The following is a 25,919-nucleotide window of genomic DNA, read 5'->3' as shown; positions in this document are numbered from 1 at the left end:
TCAGATGCGAGGCGCTGCCTCGCCGTGGTCGTCTCCAGACACGTCCACCTCGTCGGCATGTGCTAGCATATCGGTCAGCATCCGACGAACATGATCGTCGTCAGCGCCATAGAACACCTGCCGGTTGCGCCGCTCGCCGCGCACCAGCCGCGCTGCTCGAAGCAGCCGCAAATGGTGGCTGACCAGCGATGGTGAGGCATCGATCGAGCGCGCGATTTCTGCAACCGGCATCGGCTTTTCAAGGCAGGCACACATCACCTTCAGCCGCGTCGGATCGCCGAGCAGCCGAAAGGTCTCGGCGAGAATCGTGATGTTTGGTTCCCCCCTCATCACGCCACCTCTGCATCAGGTCGCGTAATCGGGCACGGTGCGGTGGCGGCATCGCCGAAATCAATCTCGATCGTTGAGTGCGCGATGCCGTAGTCGTCGCGCAGCACCTGCTTCACCGCTGGCACCACAAGGCGTGGATCGGCATCCGGCACGAGCGTGATGTCCATCGTCGCGGCGGTCTTGCCCGAGGTGATCGACCACACATGCAGATGCTCGATCCCCGCCAGCCCTTCGACCTGCCGGCAAAGCGCCGGCCCAATGCTCTCGACATCGATATCGGGCGGTGCGCCCTCGATCAGGATCTGCAGTGAGTTCTTCAGCAGCATCCACGCGCTGCGCAGGATCAGCGCCGATAGCAGCACCGACAGGATCGGGTCGATCGGCGTCCAGCCGGTCAGCCAGATGATGATGGCAGCAGCGATAGCAGCGATCGAGCCGAGCAGATCGCCTAGAACGTGCAGGCTCGCGCCCTTGATGTTGACGTGATCGGTATCGCCGCGTTGCAGCGCCAGGAAAACGCCGACATTGACCAAAAGCCCCAGCACCGCCACCGCCAGCATCGGGCCGGTGAGAATCTCGTGCGGGCTCATCAGTCGCTGCACAGCCTCCCACAGGATCCAGCCGACCAGCACAAACAAGGTCACGGCATTGATAAACCCTGCCAGCACCTCGAGCCGCAAATAGCCGAAGGTGCGTTTGTCGTCCGAGGCCTTGCGGCCGAAGTGAAACCCTGCCCAGGCGAGAGCAAGCGCGGCGGAATCGGTCAGCATATGACCGGCATCGGCGATCAAAGCGAGCGAACCCGACAACAGGCCGCCAACAACTTCTGCGATCATGAACCCGAAGGTGAGAACGAAGCCGATCAGCACGACCCGTTCATTGTCGGCACTCACCTTCGGCGCGTGTCCATGCGCGTGATCGTGCGTGTGACCATGGTCATGACCGTGCCCATGATCGTGTTTGTGGCTCCCGTGCCCCGCGCCGTGGTGCTCGTTCGTCATTGCGTCTGCCTCGGAACTGATGCGTACTTCTGCACACATGAACAGCTATTCAAATGTCTAGGTCAAGAGTGATAGGGTAACGGCACGTTTGGCGAAGCCCCCTTGCCGATCGGTCAGCAGCTCGCTGCCTGCACCTGTACTAGACTGGTTCGAACCGGAGGGGCCGATGAATGCACTGCTGATTTTTGCGCTTGCCGCCGCTGTCTTCGGCACATCGACCCTGTCCGGAATCTTCGGCATGGCGGGTGGCCTGGTGCTGCTCTGGATATTGCTGCTGCTGCTTCCGGTTGAAGCCGCAATCGCCGTTCATGGCGCCATACAGGTGATTGCCAACGGCGCCCGTGCGGTTCTCGCGAGAGAACACATTGCGTGGAAAAGCCTCGCGACAATCGTCTGCGGTCTCGCCCTCGCGGCGCTGGTCCTACTGGCGGTCGATTATCAGCCCAACGTGCTGGTCGTATATTTCGTTATCGGTCTCATGCCGGCGTTAGTCTGGATCCCCAAGCACTGGCTCGGCCTCGATGCTGCAAAACCGCACCATGCGTTGCTGTGCGGCTTTCTCTCGGGTGGTCTTAATCTGACCGTCGGGGTGTCCGGGCCCACAACCGATGTATTCTTCATCAGAACCGAGATGGACAGACGCGCCGTAATTGCCACCAAGGCCGCGACCCAGGTCGTCTCCCATGCCGCAAAGGTCGTTTTTTATGCCGGTGCCGTCGCTAGCTTTGATGCCGCGGAATGGATGGCGATCGCCATTGCAGCGCCGTTCGCAGTGGCCGGCACCCGGCTTGGCGCCGCAATCTTGCACCGCATGAGCAATCTGCAGTTTCGATTCTGGACGCGCTGGATCGTCACCGCTATCGGTCTGGTGTATCTGGTGCAGGGCATTCTGCTTGTCGTCTGAGCAGATTCACACCTGTCCACCCGTTCCGGTCTGTCGGTGCATCCATGTCTTCATTCGATCCGGTCACGGCCCGTCTGATCCTTGTTCTGGCCGAAGAGGGCTCTATCGGCCGCGCCGCTGAAAAAGAGCACATTGCCGCCTCGGCCGTCAGCCGACGCCTTAGTGATCTCGAAGCGCGGCTCGGTGTCGCCTTGTTTGATCGTTCGGCCCAGGGCGTGCGCCCCACCATTGCCGGAGATGCTTATCTCGAACGAACCCGGCGGGTGATGCGCGAGATAGCGGATCTTGATCTCGTCATGGGTGAGCATGCCGCCGGAAAGTGCGGTTCGCTGCGTCTTGCCTGCACTAGCGCGGCGCTGTCTGGCAGGCTGCCCGAACTTCTGGCGCGGTTTGCGGAGCGCTATCCCGATGTGGCGATCGATCTGCGAGAATCGTCGGCGGCCGCGGGCCTTTCGGCCCTCGAGGACGGGTTGGCCGATGTCGCGGTCGTCTCCGATAATTACGATTTTTCGCGTTTCGAAACCCGGCCCTTCGAAGATGACAGGGTATGGGTCATCGCCCCGCCCGAGCACCCGCTCGCTGCACTGTTGTCTCCCGCACGGCCCGTTGCCTTCGCGGATGTCGTGGCGCATGAAAGCGTCGGCGTTCACCATTCCGGCGCGCTGGACCGGCTCCTTAACGAGCACGCTGCCAAACTCGGCCATGTCATAGGCGCTCGCTTGCGCGTCGAGAGCTTTGCGGCACTGGTGCGTCTTGTCGAAGCCGGTTTCGGTATCGGCTTTCTGCGCGCCACCAGCCTCCACCTGCTTGCAGGGACGGACCTTGTCTGCGCGCCACTGTCCAATGAGTGGGCGCATCGCAAGCTGCTTTTGGCGCGCCGCAGGAGTGGACCCACTTCCCGCGCAATCGCCGATTTCATCGCGCTGTGCGATGCAACCTATGTTCCATCCCGAACATAAAACATGTCAAATTTAGTCATGTTTCTTTTGACCTCACGACCAGTGGTGGTTAGAAGCTGACTCATACAGTCATATTTGGCTGGATGAGATCAACGAACATACTGGATGCAGCGCACGATGCTTTTCAATCGCGTAGCCCTTGCCGCCACCGCCTTCGGCGTAATGAGCCTTGCCGTTCAGGCGCAGGAAATCACCGTCGAGCACGCTCAGGGTGAAACCACACTGCCGGAAACGCCCCAGACAGTCCTGACCTTCGATCTTGCAGCACTCGATACGCTTGATGCGCTCGGTATTGATGTGACCGGCGTGCCCGAAACCACATATCCTGAGCACCTCAGCGAATATGCAGGCGAAGACTACGAAAAGATCGGCTCGCTGTTCGAGCCGGATTATGAAGCTGTCAACGCGATCCAGCCGGATCTGATCATTGTCGCAGGCCGCTCTTCCAGCGTTTATTCGGAACTGGCCGCCATCGCCCCGACCGTTGACCTGTCCAACGATTGGGAAGATTTCGAAGGCTCGATCAAGGACAATGCCCGTATCCTCGGCGAGATCTTCGACAAGACCGACGAAGTCGAGCAGATGATTGCCGATTTCGATGAGACCAAAGCTGAAACTCAGGAAGCCGCAGCAGATGCTGGCACCGGGCTCGTCGTACTCACCTCAGGTGGTGAAGTCACCGCCTATGGTCCGGGCTCACGTTTTGGCTGGGTGCACTCGACTGCTGGCGTCACCCCTGCTGTGGAAGATGTCGAGGCCGCGACCCATGGCGATGCCATCTCCTTCGAATTTATCCTGGAAACCAACCCCGATTGGCTGTTCGTAATTGATCGCGATGCAGCTGTCAGTTCGGGTGGCGAAGCGGCAGAGCAGGTGCTTGACAATGAGCTGATGGCACAGACAACGGCATGGTCGGAGGATCAGGTGGTCTATATCGACCCCGTCCGCGCCTACATCATCAATGGCGGACTGCCGGCTCTTCACGCCATGGTCGAACAGATTGGCGACGCCTTGGCTGGCGACTAAGCTTCCATAGAGTGGTGCCGGCCCGTCGGGTCGGCACCTTTCGGGCCTGTCCGCTTCGGCGGCGGGCCTTTTGCATTCTTGTAATTTGAGCGCCGTGATCGTTTGACCAAGCTTGCCGCCGCAATACTCGCAGTACTGGCGCTGGCCGGAATCAGTCTGTTCATCGGCGTCAGCGACGTCTCGCTGCCCGCACTGCTCTCCACAGCGCCTGGCGACCGCCCGATGCAGGTGCTGTTGATCAGCCGCATCCCACGCACCCTCGCCTTGATTCTCGCCGGCATGGCCATGGCCATCACCGGCACCATCATGCAGATGCTGGCCCGTAACCAGTTTGTCGAGCCTTCGACCGCTGGCACGGTGGAATCCGCCAGCATGGGCATTCTTGTTGTCACAATCTTCGCGCCCGGCATGCCGCTGATCGGCAAGATGCTGGTGGCCAGTGCCTTTGCCCTCGCCGGAACCGCCATCTTCATGCGCATCCTGCGCCAGATCCCGCTGCGCTCTGTGCTCATGGTACCGCTTGTCGGCATCATGCTCGGAGGCATCATCGCCTCCGTCACAAGCTTTTTCGCCTATCGCTACGATCTGCTGCAGACGCTCGGCGCCTGGACGCTGGGCGATTTTTCCGGGGTCCTGCGCGGCCGCTACGAACTGCTGTGGCTTGCAGCCGGGCTGACCGGCATTGCCTTCTTCGTTGCCGATCGGTTCACTGTCGCCGGCATGGGTGAGGACTTCACCACAAATCTCGGCCTCAACTATCGCCGTGTCATGGCGCTCGGCCTGTCGATCGTCGCCATGGTCACCGCCGTGGTTGTCGTCACAGTCGGCGCGATCCCGTTTCTTGGCCTCATCGTGCCCAACCTCGTCTCGATGGCGATGGGCGATAATGTCCGGCGCTCGCTGCCGTGGATCGCGGTGACCGGTGCGGCGTTCGTGCTCACCTGCGATATCGTCGGGCGGCTCGTCCGCTTTCCGTACGAAATCCCGATTGGCACGGTCTTCGGTGTCGTCGGCAGCGGTATTTTCCTCTACCTCCTGCTGGGGAGAAGAACCCGCCTTGGCTGACACTGGAGTCCAAAGAACCCGCCGCGTCTTCAGGCGTCCGCCCGGCAGCCGTCGCGTGCCACTGTCGCCGCCACAAGTGCTGGCGATCCTCGCCCTTCTGGCCTTCGCCGCCATCCTTGCCTTCATGACCGTCGGCGCGCGGGGCTCCTGGGATTTCATCCTGCCGTTTCGCGGCACCAAGATCTGGGCGATGGTGGTCGTCGGCTACGCCATCGCACTGTCAACTGTCCTGTTCCAGACCATCACCGCCAACCGCATCCTCACCCCCTCGATCATGGGCTTCGATGCGCTTTATGCGCTCATTCAGACCATCATCGTGTTCATGTTCGGCGGCTTTGCCTTCGCAACGCTCGACCCTCAGTTGCGCTTCGTCATCGAGGTGGCGGCGATGGTGTTCTTTTCGACGCTGCTGTTCCGCTGGTTGTTTTCCGGAGCGCCGCGCAGCCTGCATCTGCTGGTGCTGGTCGGCATCGTCTTTGGCGTTTTTTTTCGCTCGCTGTCGGGGCTGATGCAGCGGCTGATCAATCCCAATGATTTCGCCATCCTGCAGGACGCGCTTTTCGCAAGCTTCAATACTGTCGATCCGACCCTGCTGCTGGTCGCCACTCTCGCCGTGGCAGGCGTCAGTATCGCCGCTTTGCGCATGCTGCCGACTCTCGATGTGCTGACCTTGGGACGCGAGCAGGCGATCAACCTCGGCGTCGATCACAAGCGCACCGTCACCGCGATACTGATGATGGTCTCGATCCTGGTATCGGTGTCGACGGCGCTTGTCGGGCCAGTCACGTTCTTCGGTCTGCTGGTGGCCAATCTTGCCTACCTGCTGATCCGCTCGCACAAGCATGCACTGATCGTTCCCGCCGCAGCGCTGATCTCGGTCATCTGTCTGGTCGGTGGGCAGGTCGTCCTCGAACGCGTCTTCGGCTACAACTCGGCGCTGTCGATCATCATCGAGTTTGTCGGGGGTTTGGTCTTTCTGGTGATCCTCCTGAGAGGGAATGTGCGATGATCCGCGCCGAGAATGTCTCGAAAGCTTATGGCGATACGCTCGTCGTCGACGGTGTCAGCCTGGAACTGCCGGCGGGCGGCATTACCTCGATCATCGGTCCCAACGGCGCCGGGAAATCGACATTCCTGTCCATGGTCTCGCGTCTTCTCAAGATGAGTGCCGGCTCCGTCACCGTTGACGGTATGGATGTGACCAAAACCCCCTCGGACGAACTGGCCCGGCGTCTCTCGATCCTGCGTCAGGACAATCACATCGCCGCCCGCCTCACGGTCCGTGATCTCGTGGCCTTCGGTCGTTTTCCACACTCAAAGGGCCGCAATACAAAGGCCGACAAGAAGATTATTGATCAGTCGATCGACTATCTCAACCTGTCGGACCTGTCGAACCGGTTCCTCGATGAACTCTCCGGTGGGCAGCGCCAGCGCGCTTTCGTTGCCATGGTCCTCTGCCAGGACACGGACTACGTGCTGCTCGACGAGCCGCTCAACAATCTCGATATGAAGCACGCCATGTCGATGATGAAGATCCTGCGCCGGGCCGCGGACGAACTCGGCAAGACGGTTGTCCTTGTCCTCCACGATATCAACTTCGCCTCGTGGTACTCGGACTATATCGTTGCGATGCGCGATGGTCGGATCTGCCACAAGGGTCGGGTCAAGGAAATCATGAACCAGTCCGTGCTTGCAGAGATTTACGACATGGATATCACGGTGCACGAGATCGGCGGTCGGCGCGTTAGCCTGTTCTACGAATAGCGCGCCGCGCTTTATTCGAAAGAGAGGCTTCGTCATGCGTCCCAAGGTCAATATCGTCACCATCGGTGTCACCAGCCTCGAGCGGGCCTTCGAGTTTTACCGCGTGCTTTTTGCGCTGCCGGATGAACGGATCTCTGCCGGCCCGGATCATGTCGCGTTCTTTCTCGACGATGATCTGTCCTTCGTCCTGCTGACGATGGAAAATCTTGCCGCGACCGCGGGGCAGGGGGAGGCGCGCGCGGGTACAGCGCAGGTCATTCTCAGCCATACAGCCAGCAGCCGTGAGGAGGTCGATGAGGTCCTCGCGGAGGCTGTGCGCGCCGGCGGCGCAATCCACCTGCCGGCGATCGAGTCGGAATGGGGCTATGCCGGCTATTTCGCCGATACCGAAGGCAATATCTGGGAAGTGCTGGCGGCAGCCGGCGGCGAAACCGTCAACTGACGCCTGTCACGAGGAAGCCCGCTAGAACCCGCCGCCGGTCTTGAATCCGGTGTGTCCGCGCGTGCCGCTGCTTCCGGGGCGGCCGCCGGAGGGCCCGCTGGTGCCGCCCGGCGCGCCCCAGCCACCGCCGAAGCCGCCGCGCAGTCCGGTGCGGCGCCGGCGGGTGCGCCCCCCGCCAAAGCTCGCCTCCGGCCAGTCCGATTCCGAGTTTTTCGCCGGTTCCCTGGTCTTTGGCAGTGGCCCACCGAGCCGTTCCGACCAGTCACCACCACTCCAGTTTTGGCTGCGTTGCCAATGCTCCCAATAGCTGGCCGCGCTGATCGTGCCCCGCAGGAAATCGTTGAGCATGTCGCCGACGAGTTTGTCTTCCTTGAAGCTTGAGCGCGGATCGTCGAACCGCGATTTCTTGAACTCCCACTGGATGTCCTCGAGCTCCCGCCGTCGCGCCGCCAGCACCCTCAGCCGCTCTTTGTATTGGCGCGCTTCCGTGTCCTCGTCCTTGGCGCGGGCGCGAATATCGTCGATCTGCGCGACGATCGTATCGTCATGGCCGGTCGTGGTTTTTCGCGCATCTGCCAGAAGCGCCTTTACGTCCTCGCGCCGCAATCCTGTCGCCAGCAGCTCGAGCGCTTGCTCGAACGCCGGATCGGCCCCCTCCGCGAGCCCGCTCAACGTGTTCGCGGCGTCGTCCCGCTGGTCCTCGGCGTCGACGATATCGTCGTCGATCTGCGCCAGATGCGCCTCGATCTCGGCGACAGCCTCTTGGATCGGCCCGCCGCCTGCGCGTTCGATCGCCTGTTGCTCGAGCTGTGCGAGTTCCGCCTCCGCCGCCTCCGCCGCGTCCTGCTGATACGCTGCGTGCTCGCGCAACCGCTTGGGAATCTCGCCGAGCATCACGTAATTCGGGCGCGCCTCGGCGAAGCCGATATGCCTGGCCACCATGCCATCGAGCATGCGCGTCACATTGCCGGCGCGATACTCCGTGGTGCCGTAGCCATTCTCCCACAGATACATGAATAGCGGATCGTCCCGATAGGGCTGTCCCTTCTCGCGCTCGTCCGTCTCCGCCTGCGCCGTCTTGCCGAGCGATTGCGCGGCGATCGCGCGCAACTCCCGGGCCCGCGCTTCTGCCCGCTGATAGTCCGGCTGCTGGCGCACGCTTGCCTCGACCTTTTGCGCCAGCGCTGTCAGTTCCGCCCGTCGCGTTGCAAGGTCCGCTGCTGCCTCGGCCCGCACGGCTGCCAGGCGCGACAGATCGGCTTCGAGATCCTCGAGCCGCGCCTCAGCGCTTTCGAGGTTCTTGTTGTGGTTCGTCAGCATGCCCCGTGCCTCGGCCTCTGCATGCGACAGCTGCGTATCCATCTCCGCCTGCACGTCCGGCGCCAGCCGGATGCGCGCCAGCTGGCGGAAAAGTTCGCTCTCGGTTTCTCGGAACTTGCCAAGCCTTTCTGCCGAACGGGCGAGCCGGCGTGAAAGATCGTCCTCTTCGCGCCTGATATCGCGCAGCGCGTCCTCGATCGAGGCCAGAGCTTCAGGTCCACGTACGCTCATCGCCGGCTCACCATTGTGTCAGCGTGCCGCCAAGCACTGGCACGGCATATTCCACATCGAGGAACCCGTATGACTTGCGGCCGATCTCGCGCATCTGCAGGATGCCGTCATCCGCCTTGTCCTCGCGCACTGAGCGATAGACACGCTCAGGTACGCGCACCGCAAACTTCTCGACGAGTTCGGTGTCTCCGGTTTCTTCGTTTACGATCGGCAATTGCTGGATTTCGCCATCGAGCCCCACGGGCTCGACCACCAGATAATAGTTCGTCGCATCGGTATTGCTGTCTGGGAAGGTCCAGATACCCGTCTCCTCGCCGGGGCGATTGACGAGTTCCAGGCGATACTCCTGCCGAAGCCGGTCCCGCAGCGTCGTCATCCGCTCGACGATCTGCTGCGCGCCCTGCCGATCGCCTTCCTGGGCATAGGCCTTGCCGAGCGTGCGCAGGTCTTCCGCTTGAACGACCGCCTGCTGCACCTTGGTCTCCTCGTAGATGGTCTGGTAGAGCGCGTCCATCTCCTCGGGCAAATGCTCGGCCAGTTCCAGCCGGGCGCTTTCGCGCTGCGCCGCCTGATAGGGCTGGTAGATGAAAAAGAACCCGACGATCACTGCGAATAGAACGCCCGCAATTCCTACAAGCGGCCGCCACCAGCGTGCGCGGCTGACATAGAGTTCGGCCAGCCGCGTCTTCAGGCTGCGTTCGGGCGGGGTGTAGACGAACCGGCTCTCTGCCAGCGCAGAGACCCCCTCGCGCAGAATGTGGTCGGGCACCTCGATGCCCTGTTCGTGGTAAATCTTGCGCAGCCGCTCAATCAGCTGCTCTTCGCGGGTCTTTCCGTCGAGTTCGCGAATAGCCAAATCGCGCCGATGACGCAGTGTGTCCACCACGTCCATGGCCAGCATCACATCATCCAGCGGTGCGCCCTTGGCAGCCGTCGTCTCATTCATGGTCGGTCTTGATCAGCGTCCGGCCTGTTCGGGCGTGCTTTTTTCCAGCAGCAGCGCGTTACCCTCGGCAGCCAGAGTGGCAAGGCGCCGCTTGCCGCTCTCTACGGCATCCCGGATTTCTTCCGAGTTGCGGGTCGAAGAGACGCGCATCTCGTTGATGATCTCGCGCGAGCGCTCCTGATAGGTCACGACACTGTCGACAAGCTTGCGCACCGCATCGGCGCGCACTGTCGGGCCATACCCGGCCTTAACCGCTTCCTGCTGAACGCTGTCGCCGATCTCCGCCAGCGTCTCGAGGCTTTTCGACATGCCCTCCTTCATCGCATTGAGCGTTTCGGTCGATTCATGCAGGCCGAACATTCCGGTAAACGAAGCGCTCAGCGCTGTCAGCACCGTCTCGTTGGTTGAAAAGAAGGCGATGGATTGCTGGTAGACCCGCTCCTTGGCGTTGGTGGTCTGCATCAGCCGCGCCATCACCACTTCGGACGCGTTGTAGGAGATGGTGAGGTTGTCCGACAGGTCCTTGGCGATCTGGTAACGCTTCTCCTCGTCCTGCATCACGCGCAGTTTCTCGTCGCGCTGCAGCTCCAGCCGTGCCCGGTCCGCCGCCGTCTCTCCTGAAAACCCTGCAAGCGTTGCCGCCGCCTGTTCGAGATCGTCCCGCCGTTCCGCCAGCCGCTTTTCAGCGGTCTCGAGCACTTCGAGCGCCATCACCTCCGCCTGTTTCAGCGCACCGCGAAAGTCGCGATAGGCCTCCAGAATAGTGTGCTCGCGCTGGATCTGGTCGCGCGTGTCAGCGGTCACCGAAAGATAGGTGTCGCGGATCGAATCGAAGCGGGTGGCGATATCGCCGCGCGAAACCTTCATCCACATATTCTGGATGCGCTCGCCGACATCGAGCCGGTTGTCGTCTAGTTGATCCACCAGCATCTTGGCGTCGTCGCGGATGGAATCGAAACCCTTGGTGATGTCCTCGTAGCGCTCGCCGATATTCATTGCGCTGATCTGCTCGCGCACCACTTCGTTGAAGGCGCTGGCCTGCCCGAGCGTGCGCGCGATCAGCAATACGCGCGTCTCGTCGAGCGCGGTGATCTCGGCCAGAAGCCCGGTGATAGGCTGTTCGCCCTGCTGCTCCGGCCACACACCGAGATTGCGGATCGCAGCAATCGCGCGGTCCAGATACTGCAATGCAGATGGATCGGATGTGGCTGGCGCTACTGTGGGCGCAGGGGTGCTCGTGGGGCTTTCGGACATCGGCGCCTCCGCAACAATGGTCTGATCTGTGCCAATAGATTGCCCCTCAAGTCCTCGCTGACAATTGCAGGAGAGCATCGGCACCACTATTTTGCCCGCTATGGTGCGAAAAAGCCGCAGCCGACACAGGAAAAAGCGAAGGACTGCATGGAGTTCGGTGGACGATACAGGGTCTCAGCCACGCGCATGAAAGTTTGGGCGGCGCTCAACGATACCAGCGTTCTCAAAAACGCGATTCCGGGATGCCACCGCATAGAGTGGGCGGACCAGGATCAGCTCGATCTCGAGATCAAGGTCAATCTCGGTGTGGTGCAACCCGTGTTCGCCGGCGATCTGTGGCTGAGCGGTATCGTGCCGGCGGAGCGCTATACGCTGTCCGGCAGGGGACGCGGCGGCTTGTTCGGCAAGGCCGAGGGCAGCGCCGACATTGTTCTTGAGGATATCGGCGAGGACACGTTGCTGATGTTCACCGCCAATGGCGGTGCATCCGGGCAGGTGATGAAGCTCGGTAAGGCCATTGTCGGCAAGTCCGCGCAAAAGGTTATAGATGGCTTCTTCGAGCATTTTGGCGATGCCATGGGTGCAAATGTGGAACCGCTCGGGCCGCCTCGCGATCCCTGAAGCGCCGTCACCTGAGGAAACTCACGGGATTTTTTGACCATTCGGAAAAAATTGCCCCTTTCCCTCTTGCCGGGAGCGCGTTTGCGCGATTGTATCCGGGTAGCGCCCGGGCGCCGCTGCAACATGGCGCGGCGAACCGGTGCAGGACAGGGAGACAATCAATGAACCTCAAGACCCTCAGCAAGTCCGTTCTCGGCGGCGTGGCGTTTGTGGCCATGGCGACCGGCGCGGCGCTTGCCGATCCGGCCATCATCTACGATCTCGGCGGCAAGTTCGACAAATCGTTCAACGAGGCTGCGTACAACGGCGCCCAGGCATGGGCCGAAGAAACCGGCGGCAACTACCTCGATTTCGAACTGCAGAATGACGCCCAGCGCGAGCAGGCGCTGCGCCGCTTTGCCGGGCAGGGCGCAAATCCCATCGTCATGGCAGGCTTCTCCTGGACCGCAGCGCTTGAAGCTGTCGCGCCAGAGTTTCCCGATACCAATTTTGTCGTGATCGATACTGTCGTCGATCAGCCCAACGTGCAGTCGATCCTGTTTGACGAGCACACTGGCTCATTCCTCGTCGGTGCGCTTGCTGCGATGAAGTCGGAAACCGGCACCGTCGCCTTCATCGGCGGCATGGACGTTCCGCTGATCCACAAGTTCTATTGCGGCTACGCGCAGGGCGCCAATCACGTCGATGAGGACATCAACGTCATCGAAAACTATACCGGCACCACGCCTGCCGCCTGGAACGATCCGGTAACTGCGGGCGAACTGACCCAGGCCGCGATCGATAGCGGCGCTGACGTCATCTTCGCCGCTGCTGGCGGCTCCGGCCTTGGCGTTCTGCAGACCGCAGACGACGAAGGCGTTTACTCGATCGGCGTCGACTCCAACCAGAACTACCTGCATCCCGGTTCGGTGCTGACCTCGATGGTCAAGCGCGTTGATACCGCCGTCCAGGATTCCTTCAACAATTCGGGTGACGACGAGACCTTCGAGCCGGGCCTGACGATTCTTGGCCTTGCCGAGGATGGCGTTGGATACGCTGTCGACGAGAATAACGAATCCGAGATTTCGGATGAGCAGATGTCCGAGCTCGAAAGCCTCGAGCAGCAGATCATCGATGGTGAAATCGAAGTGCACGATTACACCACTGACAGCTCCTGCCCGGCCTAAGCTGAAGGCTGATGAGCGCAGATAACGAAAAGCAGCAGCGGCCGGATTCGGCCGCTGCTCGGCCCGGCGCCCGTTCAGAGTGGGCGATCGAGCTTGAAAAGATCAACAAGAGCTTCGGCGCGGTGCACGCCAACAAGGACATTGATCTCAAGGTCCGGCGCGGCACGATTCACGGTATCGTTGGCGAGAACGGTGCCGGCAAGTCGACGCTGATGTCGATCCTTTACGGCTTTTATACCGCCGATAGCGGCACCATCCGCGTCAATGGCGAACCCCACGCCATAACCGATAGCCGGCATGCGCTGGCGCTCGGTATTGGCATGGTTCACCAGCACTTCATGCTGGTCGACAATATGACCGTGCTCGACAATGTCATTCTCGGGGCTGAAGACAGCCCATTCCTTAACAAGACCTTGTCGCGCGCCCGCCAACAGCTGATCAAGCTTGGCGAAGAGTATAGCCTTGAAGTCGATCCCGACGCTTTGATCGAGAACATCTCGGTTGGCCAGCAACAGCGTGTGGAGATCCTCAAGGCCCTGTTCCGTGGCGCCGACATTCTCATTCTCGATGAGCCGACGGGCGTCTTGACGCCAGCCGAGGCCGATCACTTGTTCCGCGTTCTCGAAACGCTGCGCGCGGAAGGCAAGACGGTGATCCTGATCACCCACAAGCTGCGCGAGATCATGGCGATCACCGACGAGGTCTCGGTCATGCGCCAGGGCGAGATGGTCGAGACGCTGCAGACGAAAGACACAAACCCCGAGCAGATCGCCGAGTTGATGGTCGGTCGCCGTGTGCTGTTGCAGGTGGAAAAGCAGCCGGCAACGCCGGGCGGCGTGGTGCTCGAGGTCGAGAACCTGTCTGTCAGGGACCGGCTCGGCGTCGACCGCGTCAAGGATGTCAGCTTTTCCGTGCGTGCCGGTGAGATTGTCGGCATTGCGGGTGTAGCAGGAAACGGCCAGTCCGAACTGCTCGAGGCGATTTCCGGCATTTCCGACCCGCATTCCGGCAGCGTGCGCATCAATGGACAGACGCTCGACATGCGCGGCGATGATGGCGCTGCCCGCGCCCGCCGCGCTGGGCTCGCCCACGTTCCCGAGGATCGCCACCGCATGGGCCTCGTCGTTACCTTCGAGGAGTGGGAGAACTCCATTCTCGGATACGAGACCTATCCGAACTACGGTAAGGGCGCGATCCTCGACAGCGCCGCCGCGCAGGCCGAGGCGCAAAAGCGCATTGAGATGTTCGATATCCGCCCTGCCAACATCAAGCTCAAGACCGCCAATTTCTCCGGCGGCAACCAGCAGAAGATCGTTCTGGCGCGCGAGATGGATCGCGACCTCGAAGTGCTCGTCGTCGGCCAGCCGACGCGCGGTGTCGATATCGGCGCCATCGAGTTCATCCACAAGCAGATCATCAAGATGCGCGATGCCGGCAAGGCCGTGCTGCTCGTCTCGGTCGAGCTCGACGAAATCCGCTCGCTGTCGGACCGCATCCTCGTCATGTTCGATGGAAAACTGGTCGGCGAGGCGGATCCGCAGACTGCAAGCGAAAGGGATCTCGGCATGATGATGGCCGGTGTCGAACAGGCGGAGGCCGCCGAATGAGTGCACGCCGTCCGTTGCCGCGTTGGGCCGACATCCTGCTTTTGCCGGCGATCAACCTTGCCATGGCCTTCCTGATCTCCGGTCTCGTCGTTCTGATGATCGGCGAGAACCCGCTTTATGCGGTCCAGGTCATTCTTTATGGCGCTTTCGGTTATGGCGATGGCGTCGGCTATACGCTGTATTACGCCACCAATTTCATCTTCACGGGCCTCGCTTTCGCCATCGCGGCGCATGCCGGTCTGTTCAATATCGGCGGCAATGGCCAGGCCTATGTCGCCGGGCTCGGGGCCATCCTTGTGGCGCTGGCGCTCGATCAGACCCATTGGCTGATCACCATGCCGCTGGCGATGATCGCGGCTGGCGTTTTCGGTGGCATCTGGGGGTTGATCCCCGGCTATCTGCAGGCCAAGCGCGGCAGCCACGTCGTCATCACCACCATCATGTTCAACTTCATCGCCGCGGCGCTGATGGTGTACATGCTCAACCGCGTGCTCAAGGCGCCCAATACCATGGCGCCTGAATCCGAGACGCTTGATATCGGCGGACGTGTCCCGCAGCTGCGTGAGTTCATTCCGTTCTTCGGTTATTCGCCGGTCAATCTCACCATTGTTGTCGCCATCGCCTTCCTCGTTGGCGCCTATATCCTCATCTGGCGCACCAAGCTCGGCTACCAGCTGCGCACGCTCGGGCATAACCCGGTGGCGTCTCGCTATGCCGGCATGTCGAACTCGAAGCTGATCATGATCGCCATGACGCTCTCGGGTGCCTGCGCCGGCATGGTCGCCATCAACGAGGTTCTTGGGGTCCAGAACCGTCTGGTGCTCGATTTCGTCGCCGATGCCGGCTTTGTCGGTATTGCCGTGGCACTGATCGGGCGTAATCACCCCATCGGTATCGGGCTTGCGGCCGTGTTGTTCGGCGCGCTCTATCAGGGCGGTCAGGAACTGCAATTCGTCATCCCGGCCGTGACCCGCGAGATGATCGAGGTTATCCAGGCGCTGATCATCCTGTTCACCGGTGCCATGGAAGGGCTGTTCCGCCCGGCGCTCGAGCGCGGGTTCGTCCTCATGTCGGTCGAGCAGAAGGCCGAAGCCACCGCCCGCGCAACCGTCGATTCGGAGAGCTGATATGGATATCGATCTTATCCTCTCCATGGCCAACGCCACCTTGCGCCTCGCAACGCCGCTACTGCTGGCGGCGCTGGCCGGCCTCTATTCAGAGCGCTCCGGCATTTTCGATATCGGGCTCGAGGGCAAGATGCTGGCCTCGGCCTTCGCTGCCGCGACCGTTGCGGCAGTCACGGGCAATGTCTGGCTCGGGCTGCTGGTCGGCGTCATCGTCTCGATCCTCACCACCATGCTGCAGGGCTTCGCCTCGATCACCCTCAAGGGCAACCAGATGATCGCCGGTGTTGCCGTCACCATGCTGGCCGCCGGCATGACGACCTTTCTCGGCCAGACCTGGTTCAGCCAGGGCGGACGCACCCCGCAACTGCGCGGCGACTCGCGCCTGCAACAGATCGATCTGCCGTTCGCTGATCAGCTCGCCGGCGTGCCGATCCTCGGGCCGATCTATTCCGAGGTGCTCTCGGGCCACTACATCCTTGTTTACGTCGCGTTTCTCGCCGTGCCGCTAACCGCTTACGTGCTCTATCGCACCCGGTTCGGGTTGCGGCTGCGGGCTGTCGGTGAAAACCCCAAGGCCGTCGATACCGCCGGTATCTCCGTCACCATGCAGCGCTATCAGGCCATTTTCATCACCGGCATCCTTGCTGGCCTGTCTGGCGCCTATTTCTCGATCGCGCAGGGAGCCGGCTTTGGCAACGAGATGACCGCCGGCAAGGGCTATGTGGCACTGGCAGCCTTGATCTTCTCGAAGTGGCGGCCGGTCCCCGTAATGTTCACTTGCCTGCTGTTCGGCTTTCTCGATGCGCTCCAGATCCGCATGCAGAACGTTGACCTGCCGATCGTCGGGCAGGTGCCGGTTCAGGCCGTGCAGGCGCTTCCATACATCCTCACTGTCGTGCTGCTGGCCGGCTTCATCGGCAAGGCTGTCGGTCCCCGCGCTGGTGGCGTGCCCTATGTCAAGGAGCGCTAGAGCGTGAGTGAGGTGTCGGACGAGGATCTGTTCGCTGCAGCCGAGGCGATCCGCCAGAAGGCGCATGTGCCCTATTCGCATTTCGCGGTGGGCGCTGCCATTCTGGCCGATGACGGGCAGATCTATGCGGGCTGCAATATCGAGAATGCCGCCTATCCCCAAGGCAACTGTGCCGAAGCATCGGCTATCTCCGCGATGATCGCGGCTGGTGCCAAGCGCATCTTGCGCATCTATGTCACCGGGCCGGGCCATCAACCGGTCACGCCTTGCGGCGGCTGCCGCCAGCGCATCCGTGAGTTTGCGGAGCCGGACGCGGCCATCATCTCCCACGGCGTCGAAGGCAAGCCCCTGCACGCGACACTGGCCGAACTGCTGCCGCACTCGTTCGGGCCTGATTATCTGAACGGCTGAGGCTAGGGGCCTTCGAGCCGGAATAAACTGTGAGGATCTTGTGAGTTCAGCAATCGACGTCATTCGGCAACGGGCCGGCGACGAACCCATCGTCGCGGCAATTGTTCTTGGCTCCGGGCTCTCCGATATCGGCGACCTGCTGGAAGACCGCACGATCATCCCGTTCGGCGATCTCGAGGGCTTTCCCTCAGGCGGCGTTTCCGGTCACGGCAAGGAGTTGCTGGTTGGCAAGATGTCCGGCAGGCGCGTCGCTGTTCTCACCGGACGTCAGCACTATTATGAGCGCGGCAATGCCGCAGCCATGCGTCCCGCGCTCGAGACCGTTGCAGCGCTCGGTGCGGCAACGCTGCTGCTGACCAACTCAGCCGGCTCGCTCGATCCGGCAGTCGAGCCCGGCGAACTGATGATGCTGTCGGATCACATAAACTACGCAGGCATGAACCCGTTGATCGGCGAGGAGAGCGATGCTCGCTTCGTCAACATGGTCGATGCCTATGATCCGGGGCTGCGCGATCTGGCAAAAGGGCTTGCAGCGCGGCTCGATGTGGCGCTCAATGAGGGCATATATCTTTGGTACTCCGGGCCGAGCTTTGAAACGCCGGCCGAGATCCAGATGGCTATCCGGCTTGGAGCCAATGCCGTCGGCATGTCGACGGCGCCGGAAGTGATCCTCGCTCGCTTCCTTGGGCTCAAGGTCTGGGCCTGCTCGTCCATCACCAATATGGGCGCGGGGCTTAAAAGCGGAGAGGAAATCTCCCACACACAGACCAAGACCGTGGCACGTCTGGGCGCGGAAAAGCTCAAGCGCCTGATACCGGCGCTGGTGGAGGAGTTATGAGCCTCAGGGTTGTAGACAGGCAGGCGGTTTCTGAGACGCCGCACAAGCGAAATCCGGGCTTCCCGCTGGATCTCGACTGGGTGGCGCGGGTGCGCATGAACCGTTCGGCGCTCGAACGGCGTGCCGGCACGATCGGTGCGCGCCGCTCGGTCAAGAAGGACCATCAATTGGCCTGGCTGTTGCGCGCGATCACAATGATCGATCTGACAACGCTCAATTCCGATGACACCGATGGGCGCGTCGAACGCCTGTGTGCCAAGGCGCGCCAGCCCGTGCGGCATGACATTCTCGAAGGCCTTGGCGTCGGGCACCTCAAGATCGTGCCGGGCGCCGTCTGCGTCTACCACAGCTTCGTCAAGACTGCCGTCGAGGCACTCGGCGGCACCGGTATTCCGGTCGCAGCAGTCTCGACCGCGTTTCCGCACGGGCTCGCCCCCGTCGAAACCAAGATCGCGGAGATCGAGGCGTCGGTTGCCGCCGGTGCCAGGGAAATCGATATCGTCATCGAACGCGGCATGGTGTTGCGTCAGGATTGGCAGGGCCTTTACGAGCAGGTCCAGGCTTTCCGCAAGGCGTGCGGCGATGCCCATATCAAGACCATTCTCGGCACAGGCGAACTGGCGACTCAGGCCAATGTCGCGAAAGCCTCGCTCGTGTGCATGATGGCCGGCGCCGATTTCATCAAGACTTCGACCGGCAAGGAAAAGGTCAATGCCGACCTTGTCACCTCGCTGTCGATGATCCGCATGATCCGCTGGTTCGCCGACGAGACCGGCATTGAGATCGGCTATAAACCTGCCGGCGGCATCTCCACCGCCAAAAGTGCGCTCGATTACATGGCGCTGATGAAGGAAGAGCTCGGCACGCACTGGTTGCAGCCGCATCTGTTCCGGTTCGGGGCCTCCTCGCTACTGACCGATATCGAGCGCCAGCTCGAACACGGGCTGACCGGGCGCTATTCCGCAGATTACCGTCACCCGATGGTGTGACCAGGGCGCACGCATTGCGCCGGACGACGCGGGCCCAGGCCCGGGAGGACTGATATGAACAGGATCGCACAGGTGTTCGAGACACTCGAATACGGCCCGGCGCCCGAAGCGCCCGATCAGGCGCTGGATTGGCTTGATAGCCATGGTCGCGCGTTTGGTCATTTCATCGGCGGCAAGTGGACAAAGCCTGCCAACACCTTCACCACCGACAACCCGGCAACCGGCGAAATATTGGCGCAGATCAGTGCTGCCGATGCTGGCGATGTCGACAAGGCGGTCAAGGCCGCGCGCAAGGCGCTCAAGGAGTGGAGTGCGCTCTCTGGCTTTGAGCGCGGGCGGTATCTTTATGCCATCGCCCGGGCGTTGCAAAAGCATGCGCGCCTGTTCGCGGTGCTCGAAACACTCGATAACGGCAAGCCGATCCGGGAAAGCCGCGATCTCGATATCCCGCTCGCGGCTCGGCACTTCTACCACCATGCCGGCTGGGCGCCGCTGATTGACACTCAGTTCCCAAGCCACGTGCCCTATGGTGTTTGCGGGCAGATCATTCCATGGAATTTCCCACTCCTGATGCTGGCGTGGAAGATCGCCCCGGCATTGGCCGCCGGCAATACCGTGGTTCTCAAGCCCGCCGAGTTCACCTCGCTAACCGCGCTGCTGTTCGCTGAAATCTGCGAGCGGATCGGTCTGCCGAAGGGCGTCGTCAACATTGTCACCGGCGCTGGCGAAACCGGCGAAGCCATGGTTTCGCACGACGATATCGACAAGATTGCCTTCACCGGCTCCACCGAGGTCGGCAAGGCCATCCGCTCTGTCACTGCCGGCACCGGCAAGGGGCTGTCACTCGAACTCGGTGGCAAGAGCCCCTATGTCGTCTTCGAGGACGCAGATATCGACAGCGCCATTGAAGGGCTGGTCGATGCCATCTGGTTCAATCAAGGCCAGGTCTGTTGCGCCGGCTCGCGGCTTCTGGTGCAGGAATCAATAAAAGAGCTGTTCATCGCAAGGCTGAAACGGCGGATGGCGACCCTGCGGCTCGGCGATCCTATGGACAAGGCCGTCGATATCGGTGCCATGGTGGCGCCGGTTCAGGTGGAGCGCGTGCGTGATCTCATGCAGCGCGGCGCCGCCGAAGGCGCCACCATCTATGAGCCGGATGGTGAGGTGCCCAGCGTCGGCTGCTTCGTAAAGCCGGCCCTCGTCACAAATGTCTCGCCCGCCAACAGCCTCGTCAGCGAAGAGATCTTCGGGCCGGTCCTGGTGGCGATGAGTTTCCGCACGCCTGAAGAGGCTGTCGCGCTCGCCAACAATACCAGATACGGGCTTGCGGCAACCGTATGGACAGAGAACGTCAACCTCGCGCTTGATATCGCTCCAAAGCTCAAGGCCGGCGTCGTCTGGGTCAACGGCACCAACAATTTCGATGCCGCAGTCGGGTTCGGTGGCTACAAGGAATCCGGTTTTGGCCGTGAAGGCGGGCGCGAAGGCATGGCCGCCTATCTCAAACCGGTCTGGATGAAGGACCTGAAACCCGCCCCGGCAGAGCCAAAGCGCTCCGATCGCGCAACCAACCCGCTCGATGCCGAGCATTTGGACCGCACCGCCAAGATGTATATCGGCGGCAAGCAGGCACGCCCGGATTCAGGATACTCCCGGCCCGTCTTGGGAGAAAACGGCGCATTTGTCGGTGAAGTCGGCGAGGGCAACCGCAAGGATATTCGTAACGCCGTCGAGGTTGCGCGCAAAGCCCTCGGTTGGGGCACGACCGCCGCCCATACCCGCGCCCAGATCCTTTATTATCTCGCAGAAAATCTCGATGCGCGTCGCACCGAGTTCGCCGAGCGCATCAAGGCGCAGACCGGCGCCGATGGAGCGGCAGAGGTGGCCGCAACTGTCGCGCGTGTCTTCGTTTGCGCCGGCTGGGCCGACAAATACGACGGCGCGGTGCACAGCCCGCCAATGCGCGCAATCGCAGCCGCGATGGTCGAGCCGCTCGGTGTTCTCGGCATCGTCGCGCCACCGGAACTGCCGCTTCTCGGCACGCTCAGTCTCGTTGCGCCGGCCATCGCCATGGGCAACCCCGTTGTGGTGGTGCCATCGGCCACAGCGCCATTGTCGGTAACGGATCTCTATCAGGTGCTCGATACCTCGGATGTGCCTGCCGGCGTCGTCAATATCGTCACCGGCGATCCGGCCGTCCTCGGCAAGGTTCTGGCAGAGCACGATGGTGTCGACGGCCTTTGGGCGTTCGCCAGCCAGGAGACGTCGACTGCCTTCGAAAAGGCCTCCATCGGCAACCTCAAGCAGACCTGGACCAGCCGCGGGCTCGCCTATGACCTGATGGACGCGCAACGGTATGGCGCAGAGTTCTGGCTCGCGCGCGCCACGCAAGTGAAGAATGTCTGGGTGCCCTATGGCGCCTGAGCCGCAGCGACCAGGGTATTGTTGAGCACATGGCCTACCTACCGCAGGAAACGATCCTCAAGAAACGCGATGGCGAGACGCTGACATCGCAGGAAATCGCCCGCTTCATAGGCGGCTTCGCCTCCGGCGAGGTGTCGGATGAGCAGGCCGCGGCCTTCGCCATGGCAGTCTATTTTACGGACATGACTGCCGATGAGCGCGTCGCACTGACCCTTGCCATGCGCGACAGCGGCACCGTGCTCGACTGGTCCGATCTCGATGGTCCGGCAATCGACAAGCACTCAACCGGCGGTGTCGGTGACAATGTCTCGCTGATGCTGGCGCCAATTCTTGCCGCCTGCGGCGCGTTCGTGCCGATGATCTCAGGCCGGGGGCTCGGGCACACCGGCGGTACGCTGGATAAGTTCGATGCTATTCCCGGCTACCAGACAAGCCCCGATATCGAGCTGTTCCGCAAAGTGGTACGCCAGGCCGGCTGCGCCATCATCGGCCAGACGGCGGATCTCGCTCCAGCGGACAAGAAGCTCTACGGCATCCGCGACGTCACCGGAACCGTCGAGTCGATTGCGCTGATCACCGCGTCTATCCTCTCGAAAAAACTGGCAGCGGGTCTCGATGCGTTGATCCTCGACGTCAAATCCGGCTCCGGCGCCTTCATGAAAACGCCTGAGAATGCGGAAAGCCTGGCGAAGAGCCTCGTTACCGTCGCCAATGGCGCCGGCATGAAGACCGGCGCGCTGATCACCGACATGAACGAGCCTCTTGCCAGCGCTGCCGGCAACGCGCTCGAAGTACGCAATGCCGTGGAGTTCCTGACGGGCAGCCATCAGGACAGCCGGCTTCGCGAGGTCACGCTCGCCCTGTGCGCTGCAGCGATCGAGTATAGCGGGCTTGCGGCATCGCAGAATGCGCTCGATCTTGTCACCGACGCCCTTGATAGCGGTCGCGCAGCAGAGCGGTTCTCGGCCATGGTGTCGGCGCTTGGAGGGCCTGCGGATTTCGTCGATGCCATGGATAATCACCTCGGCGCGGCCCCGATCATTCGAGATGTTTATCTTGAGCAGACAGGGCAGGTGGCAGCCATCGACACGCGCGCCATCGGTATGGCAGTCGTAGCGCTTGGCGGCGGCAGGGTGTCGCCCGCCGACAAGATCGATTACACGGTTGGACTTGATCGGCTGCAGGGCCTCGGTGCACGGCTCGACCCGCAAACGCCCGTCGCGCGTGTCCACGCCAGAGACGAGGATGATGTCGAGGAGGCCGTCCGCCGTCTGCGGATGGCCTACCGCATCGGCGACAGCGTGCCGACGCATCCGCTCATCGCCAAGCATATCGCGCCGACTGGCGGGAAGGACTGAACATGCCACGCGTCATCTTGTGCCTGATGGACAGCGTCGGGATTGGCGGCGCCCCGGACGCTGAAGCTTTCGGCGATACCGGCGCCAACACCGTCGGACATATCGCCGAGGCCTGCGCTGCGGGCGATGGTGATCGCGAGGGTTTGCGCAGCGGCTCGCTGCGCGTTCCCAATCTCGATGCCATGGGGCTCGGCGCCGCCGTCAACCTTTCCGTAGGTCAGACGCCGCCGGGCCTTACGACAACGCCCAAGGGCGGCCGGTTTGGCGTCGGGCGGGAGGTTTCGAAAGGCAAGGACACGCCATCCGGGCACTGGGAAATCGCTGGCGTTCCCGTCCCGTTTGAGTGGGGCTATTTCCCCAAGACCGAACCGACCTTCCCGGACGAACTTGTTAACGAGATGTTAACGCGTGCGGGCCTTGAGGGGATACTCGGCAACAAGCACGCCTCGGGTACGACGATCATCGCAGAACTCGGCGAAGAGCATATTCGCACCGGAAAACCCATCTGCTACACCTCGATCGACAGCGTCTTCCAGATTGCTGCGCACGAAGAACATTTCGGCCTGCAAAGGCTCTACGATCTCTGCGAAATCGCCTTCGAGCTCACCGAGCCATTGAAGATTGGCCGCGTCATCGCCCGTCCGTTCGTCGGCGAAAATCCGGAAACCTTCAAACGCACCGGAAATCGGCGCGATTTCGCCATCCCGCCCCCCGAGCCGACCCTTCTCGATCGAGCCAGCGGCGCCGGCCATCAGGTCTATGCTGTAGGCAAAATCTCCGACATTTATGCCGGGCGCGGGGTCACTCACAAGATCAAGGCCTCCGGGCTGATGTCGCTGTTCAACGCGACGCTCGACGCCATGGAGATGGCCGCGGACGGCGCTTTGATCTTCACCAATTTCGTTGATTTCGATTCCGAATTCGGACACCGCCGCGACGTTCCGGGCTACGCCGATGCGCTTGAACAGTTCGACGGCCGCCTGCCGGAACTCATCTCGCGCATGCGCGACGATGACCTGCTCGTCGTCACTGCCGACCACGGGAACGACCCGACTTGGGAGGGAACCGACCATACGCGCGAACAGGTCCCGATCCTCGTTTTTTCCCCAGCGCTGGCGCCAGGCGAGATTGGCATTCGCAATTCGTTCGCCGATATTGGCGAGAGTATCGCCCATTGGCTCGGTCTCGGCGCCGGCCAGCACGGGCGCAGTTTTCTTTAGGCCGAACCGGAGGTCGCCCCATGGCACCTGTCTCTCTTGAGGGCGTCACCGTCGTGCAGCACCCGCTGATCCAGCACAAGCTGACGATCATGCGCGACAAGGAGACCTCGATCGCGAGCTTCAGGCGGTTGCTGCGCGAAATCGCGCACCTGCTGTGCTACGAGGTCACGCGCGATCTCGAACTCGAGAACATTCCTATCGATACGCCAATGCAGGCAATGGAAGCGCCCGCCCTGAAGGGCAAGAAGCTCGTCTTTGCCTCGATTTTGCGCGCCGGAAATGGCTTGTTGGAAGGCATGCTTGATCTGGTGCCGGCGGCCCGTGTCGCCCATATCGGCATTTACCGCGACCATGAAACGCTCGAACCGGTCGAATACTATTTCAAGGCGCCATCGAATCTCGAGGATCGCCTGGTGATCGTCGTCGATCCGATGTTGGCGACCGCCAACTCGGCAACGGCGGCAATCGACAAGCTGAAGGAACGTGGTGCCAACCGCATCCGGTTTCTCTGCCTGTTGGCGGCACCAGAGGGTGTCGAACGCTTCCGGAACGCCCATCCCGATGTGCCGGTCTTCACTGCCGCGATCGACAGTCACCTCAACGAAAAAGGCTATATCGTCCCGGGCCTCGGCGATGCCGGCGACCGCATGTACGGAACGAAATAGCCCTTCTGCGTTCTAGCGAGGCTCGAGCGGCAGGCCGAGTTCTATCAGCTCGCTGCGCAGCGTTTCTGGTGAGGTGAAGTGCAGGGCATGCATCCCGACCTTGCGCGCGGCAATGACATTCGGCTCGCTGTCGTCGATGAACACGCAGCTCTCGGGTGCCAGCGCGTAGCGCTCGCAGAACAGCTGGTAGATCCGCATGTCCGGCTTTACCAGGCGTTCGAGGCCTGAGACCACCACGCCGTCGAATTTCTCAAGAAACGGCCAGTCCTCAAGACAGGTCACCCATTTCTCCCATGAGAAGTTGGTGATCGCAAAGGTCGGCATGTCGGCTGCGATCAATTCGTCATGGATGTCGACGGTGCCCTGATAGACCCCGTTGAAGGTCTCTTTCCAGCGCAGATCGTAAGCCTGGATCTCTCGCCAATAGCGCGGAAACCGGGTGATCAGCTTCGCAACGCCTTCAGAGTAGATTTCGCCAGCATCGAACTCAAGATTCCACGCCGGAGTGCAGATGTGGCGATGAAACCATTCCGCTTCTTCTTCTGTGTCGAAGAGCTTGCGGAACAGGTACATCGGATTCCAGTCGACGAAAACGCCGCCCAGATCGAAAACGGGAACGAGGGGTTCGGTCATGGGCGGGTCTCCAACAGCGATGGTGGCTGCGCGCTGATGGCATGCTGTATCGCCATGTGCAAGCCGCGGTGTTTAGGGAACGTAACGTACTTCTTCATCGAAGCGCGGAATGAAGAAGTTCTCGCTGTAAAGATTGTATACTTGGTCGAAAACGATGCCGAGGATTGGAGTGTGCGGGAAACTTACCTCTGCGGCAACGACATAGCCATCGCGTGCAAGATTGACGATTTCGGCGGGCAACGGGTATCGCGAATAGGCAACGCGTCCAGGCGTGCTCCCGGAAGCCCCGCTCACGAACTTGCGGCTCCACTTAACCTCGGTATCCCCGTTCGACTTGATGTGGATCATCGTCACAGTCTGGGTAAGGCCGGTGGTATCTGCCTGTGGCAGGATCTTTTCCGCAGCGCGGAAATAATCGTTGAGTTGGGATGCTTCAATCGAGCCGTCCTTGCGCGCGACCAGATCGCCGATGGCGCCGGAAATCGTGTGGACGCGTCGATCGGTGCTAATCAAAGACGTTGCTTCGATGGTGCCGACATAGAGCAGCAGCATGATCGGCAGAACCAGCGCAAACTCTACTGCAGCGGCCGCGTGAGAGTCAGAGCGAAATCGGATAAGTGCCCGTCTCAGACAGGTGATAGCGCGCAT

The 25,919-nt window shown here is 61.6% G+C and carries 26 protein-coding genes; 19 read left to right on the top strand and 7 right to left on the bottom strand.

The genetic code is table 11. The features are described 5' to 3' along the window. Together IE127_RS15225 and IE127_RS15220 are read right to left on the bottom strand one after the other, a co-directional pair. On the bottom strand, window positions 1-330 hold the full coding sequence (locus tag IE127_RS15225; RefSeq protein ID WP_189426560.1) for an ArsR/SmtB family transcription factor: 330 nt from the start codon (window positions 328-330) through the stop codon (window positions 1-3). Continuing rightward, the gene (locus IE127_RS15220; RefSeq protein ID WP_189426559.1) at window positions 330-1,331 is read right to left on the bottom strand and encodes a cation diffusion facilitator family transporter; all 1,002 of its coding nucleotides are present in this window, start codon (window positions 1,329-1,331) and stop codon (window positions 330-332) included. Before IE127_RS15220 ends, IE127_RS15225 begins: the two co-directional genes overlap by 1 nt. A gap of 166 nt (window positions 1,332-1,497) precedes the next feature. Here IE127_RS15220 and IE127_RS15215 point away from each other — a divergent pair, with 166 nt between their 5' ends. The 7 genes from IE127_RS15215 (at window position 1,498) to IE127_RS15185 (ending at window position 7,491) form a co-directional block, all read left to right on the top strand. Continuing rightward, window positions 1,498-2,235, top strand: a complete 738-nt coding sequence (locus tag IE127_RS15215) for a TSUP family transporter (protein ID WP_189426558.1) — start codon at window positions 1,498-1,500, stop codon at window positions 2,233-2,235. A gap of 44 nt (window positions 2,236-2,279) precedes the next feature. Further along, entirely contained in the window at window positions 2,280-3,194 is a 915-nt protein-coding gene (locus tag IE127_RS15210; protein WP_189426557.1) for a LysR family transcriptional regulator, read from the top strand. A 117-nt stretch (window positions 3,195-3,311) separates the two neighbouring features. Next, entirely contained in the window at window positions 3,312-4,220 is a 909-nt protein-coding gene (locus tag IE127_RS15205; protein ID WP_189426556.1) for a siderophore ABC transporter substrate-binding protein, read from the top strand. A 102-nt stretch (window positions 4,221-4,322) separates the two neighbouring features. Next, on the top strand, window positions 4,323-5,285 hold the full coding sequence (locus tag IE127_RS15200; protein ID WP_189426555.1) for an ABC transporter permease: 963 nt from the start codon (window positions 4,323-4,325) through the stop codon (window positions 5,283-5,285). 55 nt (window positions 5,286-5,340) lie between these two features. Continuing rightward, window positions 5,341-6,294 carry an iron chelate uptake ABC transporter family permease subunit gene (locus tag IE127_RS15195; RefSeq protein WP_373297333.1) on the top strand — a complete coding sequence of 318 codons (954 nt, stop codon included), beginning with the start codon at window positions 5,341-5,343 and terminating at the stop codon, window positions 6,292-6,294. Next, complete coding sequence (locus IE127_RS15190; protein ID WP_189426554.1) at window positions 6,291-7,049, top strand: iron ABC transporter ATP-binding protein; 759 nt, start codon at window positions 6,291-6,293, stop codon at window positions 7,047-7,049. The genes IE127_RS15195 and IE127_RS15190 overlap by 4 nt, the downstream gene beginning before the upstream one ends. A gap of 34 nt (window positions 7,050-7,083) precedes the next feature. After that, a complete protein-coding gene (locus IE127_RS15185; protein WP_189426553.1) occupies window positions 7,084-7,491 on the top strand; it encodes a VOC family protein in 408 nt (135 codons plus the stop codon). Between the two features lie 21 nt (window positions 7,492-7,512). Here the strand turns inward: IE127_RS15185 and IE127_RS15180 are convergent, their stop codons facing one another. From IE127_RS15180 to IE127_RS15170, 3 genes are read right to left on the bottom strand one after another with little or no spacing between them, the layout of a single operon-like run. Further along, window positions 7,513-9,042, bottom strand: a complete 1,530-nt coding sequence (locus IE127_RS15180) for a hypothetical protein (RefSeq protein ID WP_189426552.1) — start codon at window positions 9,040-9,042, stop codon at window positions 7,513-7,515. 7 nt (window positions 9,043-9,049) lie between these two features. Further along, window positions 9,050-9,988 (bottom strand): DUF6384 family protein, encoded by a 939-nt coding sequence (locus IE127_RS15175; protein ID WP_189426551.1) that lies wholly within the window; start codon window positions 9,986-9,988, stop codon window positions 9,050-9,052. Window positions 9,989-10,000: 12 nt separating this feature from the next. Further along, window positions 10,001-11,242 (bottom strand): cell surface protein, encoded by a 1,242-nt coding sequence (locus IE127_RS15170; protein ID WP_189426550.1) that lies wholly within the window; start codon window positions 11,240-11,242, stop codon window positions 10,001-10,003. Window positions 11,243-11,281: 39 nt separating this feature from the next. Here IE127_RS15170 and IE127_RS15165 point away from each other — a divergent pair, with 39 nt between their 5' ends. The 12 genes from IE127_RS15165 (at window position 11,282) to upp (ending at window position 24,638) form a co-directional block, all read left to right on the top strand. Then, window positions 11,282-11,863, top strand: coding sequence for an SRPBCC family protein (locus IE127_RS15165; protein ID WP_189426549.1), 582 nt, complete (start codon window positions 11,282-11,284; stop codon window positions 11,861-11,863). Window positions 11,864-12,024: 161 nt separating this feature from the next. After that, window positions 12,025-13,029, top strand: coding sequence for a BMP family lipoprotein (locus IE127_RS15160; RefSeq protein WP_189426548.1), 1,005 nt, complete (start codon window positions 12,025-12,027; stop codon window positions 13,027-13,029). An 11-nt stretch (window positions 13,030-13,040) separates the two neighbouring features. Next, window positions 13,041-14,636, top strand: coding sequence for an ABC transporter ATP-binding protein (locus IE127_RS15155; RefSeq protein ID WP_189426547.1), 1,596 nt, complete (start codon window positions 13,041-13,043; stop codon window positions 14,634-14,636). Next, a complete protein-coding gene (locus IE127_RS15150) occupies window positions 14,633-15,763 on the top strand; it encodes an ABC transporter permease (RefSeq protein ID WP_189426546.1) in 1,131 nt (376 codons plus the stop codon). The genes IE127_RS15155 and IE127_RS15150 overlap by 4 nt, the downstream gene beginning before the upstream one ends. A gap of 1 nt (window position 15,764) precedes the next feature. After that, window positions 15,765-16,733, top strand: coding sequence for an ABC transporter permease (locus IE127_RS15145; RefSeq protein WP_189426545.1), 969 nt, complete (start codon window positions 15,765-15,767; stop codon window positions 16,731-16,733). A 3-nt stretch (window positions 16,734-16,736) separates the two neighbouring features. Further along, window positions 16,737-17,144 carry a cytidine deaminase gene (locus IE127_RS15140; RefSeq protein WP_189426544.1) on the top strand — a complete coding sequence of 136 codons (408 nt, stop codon included), beginning with the start codon at window positions 16,737-16,739 and terminating at the stop codon, window positions 17,142-17,144. A 40-nt stretch (window positions 17,145-17,184) separates the two neighbouring features. Continuing rightward, the gene (locus tag IE127_RS15135; protein WP_189426543.1) at window positions 17,185-17,982 is read left to right on the top strand and encodes a purine-nucleoside phosphorylase; all 798 of its coding nucleotides are present in this window, start codon (window positions 17,185-17,187) and stop codon (window positions 17,980-17,982) included. Next, window positions 17,979-18,971 carry a deoxyribose-phosphate aldolase gene (deoC, locus tag IE127_RS15130; RefSeq protein WP_189426542.1) on the top strand — a complete coding sequence of 331 codons (993 nt, stop codon included), beginning with the start codon at window positions 17,979-17,981 and terminating at the stop codon, window positions 18,969-18,971. The genes IE127_RS15135 and deoC overlap by 4 nt, the downstream gene beginning before the upstream one ends. Window positions 18,972-19,025: 54 nt before the next feature. Further along, a complete protein-coding gene (locus IE127_RS15125; RefSeq protein WP_189426541.1) occupies window positions 19,026-21,395 on the top strand; it encodes an aldehyde dehydrogenase family protein in 2,370 nt (789 codons plus the stop codon). Between the two features lie 29 nt (window positions 21,396-21,424). Beyond that, the gene (gene deoA, locus IE127_RS15120; RefSeq protein ID WP_189426540.1) at window positions 21,425-22,753 is read left to right on the top strand and encodes a thymidine phosphorylase; all 1,329 of its coding nucleotides are present in this window, start codon (window positions 21,425-21,427) and stop codon (window positions 22,751-22,753) included. A 2-nt stretch (window positions 22,754-22,755) separates the two neighbouring features. Then, window positions 22,756-23,973 carry a phosphopentomutase gene (locus IE127_RS15115; protein WP_189426539.1) on the top strand — a complete coding sequence of 406 codons (1,218 nt, stop codon included), beginning with the start codon at window positions 22,756-22,758 and terminating at the stop codon, window positions 23,971-23,973. Between the two features lie 20 nt (window positions 23,974-23,993). Beyond that, window positions 23,994-24,638, top strand: a complete 645-nt coding sequence (upp, locus tag IE127_RS15110; RefSeq protein ID WP_189426538.1) for a uracil phosphoribosyltransferase — start codon at window positions 23,994-23,996, stop codon at window positions 24,636-24,638. A gap of 12 nt (window positions 24,639-24,650) precedes the next feature. Here upp and IE127_RS15105 read toward each other — a convergent pair whose 3' ends face one another. After that, window positions 24,651-25,271 (bottom strand): HAD family hydrolase, encoded by a 621-nt coding sequence (locus IE127_RS15105; RefSeq protein ID WP_189426537.1) that lies wholly within the window; start codon window positions 25,269-25,271, stop codon window positions 24,651-24,653. 72 nt (window positions 25,272-25,343) lie between these two features. Beyond that, window positions 25,344-25,919: a TadE/TadG family type IV pilus assembly protein gene (locus IE127_RS15100; RefSeq protein ID WP_189426536.1), complete on the bottom strand. Its 576-nt coding sequence runs from the start codon at window positions 25,917-25,919 to the stop codon at window positions 25,344-25,346.

This window comes from Devosia pacifica (genome assembly GCF_014652635.1).
GTDB classification, from domain to species: Bacteria; Pseudomonadota; Alphaproteobacteria; order Rhizobiales; family Devosiaceae; genus Devosia; species Devosia pacifica.
This window is presented reverse-complemented; position numbering and strand designations above follow the sequence as displayed.

Bases quoted from the DNA above. Each gene is read 5' to 3' on its own strand.
- IE127_RS15225 (WP_189426560.1), bottom strand. From the start codon at position 330: ATGAGGGGGGAACCAAACATCACGATTCTCGCCGAGACCTTTCGGCTG.
- IE127_RS15220 (WP_189426559.1), bottom strand. From the start codon at position 1,331: ATGACGAACGAGCACCACGGCGCGGGGCACGGGAGCCACAAACACGAT.
- IE127_RS15215 (WP_189426558.1), top strand. From the start codon at position 1,498: ATGAATGCACTGCTGATTTTTGCGCTTGCCGCCGCTGTCTTCGGCACA.
- IE127_RS15210 (WP_189426557.1), top strand. From the start codon at position 2,280: ATGTCTTCATTCGATCCGGTCACGGCCCGTCTGATCCTTGTTCTGGCC.
- IE127_RS15205 (WP_189426556.1), top strand. From the start codon at position 3,312: ATGCTTTTCAATCGCGTAGCCCTTGCCGCCACCGCCTTCGGCGTAATG.
- IE127_RS15190 (WP_189426554.1), top strand. From the start codon at position 6,291: ATGATCCGCGCCGAGAATGTCTCGAAAGCTTATGGCGATACGCTCGTC.
- IE127_RS15185 (WP_189426553.1), top strand. From the start codon at position 7,084: ATGCGTCCCAAGGTCAATATCGTCACCATCGGTGTCACCAGCCTCGAG.
- IE127_RS15180 (WP_189426552.1), bottom strand. From the start codon at position 9,042: ATGAGCGTACGTGGACCTGAAGCTCTGGCCTCGATCGAGGACGCGCTG.
- IE127_RS15175 (WP_189426551.1), bottom strand. From the start codon at position 9,988: ATGAATGAGACGACGGCTGCCAAGGGCGCACCGCTGGATGATGTGATG.
- IE127_RS15170 (WP_189426550.1), bottom strand. From the start codon at position 11,242: ATGTCCGAAAGCCCCACGAGCACCCCTGCGCCCACAGTAGCGCCAGCC.
- IE127_RS15160 (WP_189426548.1), top strand. From the start codon at position 12,025: ATGAACCTCAAGACCCTCAGCAAGTCCGTTCTCGGCGGCGTGGCGTTT.
- IE127_RS15155 (WP_189426547.1), top strand. From the start codon at position 13,041: ATGAGCGCAGATAACGAAAAGCAGCAGCGGCCGGATTCGGCCGCTGCT.
- IE127_RS15150 (WP_189426546.1), top strand. From the start codon at position 14,633: ATGAGTGCACGCCGTCCGTTGCCGCGTTGGGCCGACATCCTGCTTTTG.
- IE127_RS15145 (WP_189426545.1), top strand. From the start codon at position 15,765: ATGGATATCGATCTTATCCTCTCCATGGCCAACGCCACCTTGCGCCTC.
- deoC (WP_189426542.1), top strand. From the start codon at position 17,979: ATGAGCCTCAGGGTTGTAGACAGGCAGGCGGTTTCTGAGACGCCGCAC.
- IE127_RS15125 (WP_189426541.1), top strand. From the start codon at position 19,026: ATGAACAGGATCGCACAGGTGTTCGAGACACTCGAATACGGCCCGGCG.
- deoA (WP_189426540.1), top strand. From the start codon at position 21,425: ATGGCCTACCTACCGCAGGAAACGATCCTCAAGAAACGCGATGGCGAG.
- IE127_RS15115 (WP_189426539.1), top strand. From the start codon at position 22,756: ATGCCACGCGTCATCTTGTGCCTGATGGACAGCGTCGGGATTGGCGGC.
- upp (WP_189426538.1), top strand. From the start codon at position 23,994: ATGGCACCTGTCTCTCTTGAGGGCGTCACCGTCGTGCAGCACCCGCTG.
- IE127_RS15105 (WP_189426537.1), bottom strand. From the start codon at position 25,271: ATGACCGAACCCCTCGTTCCCGTTTTCGATCTGGGCGGCGTTTTCGTC.
- IE127_RS15100 (WP_189426536.1), bottom strand. From the start codon at position 25,919: ATGCGCGCTATCACCTGTCTGAGACGGGCACTTATCCGATTTCGCTCT.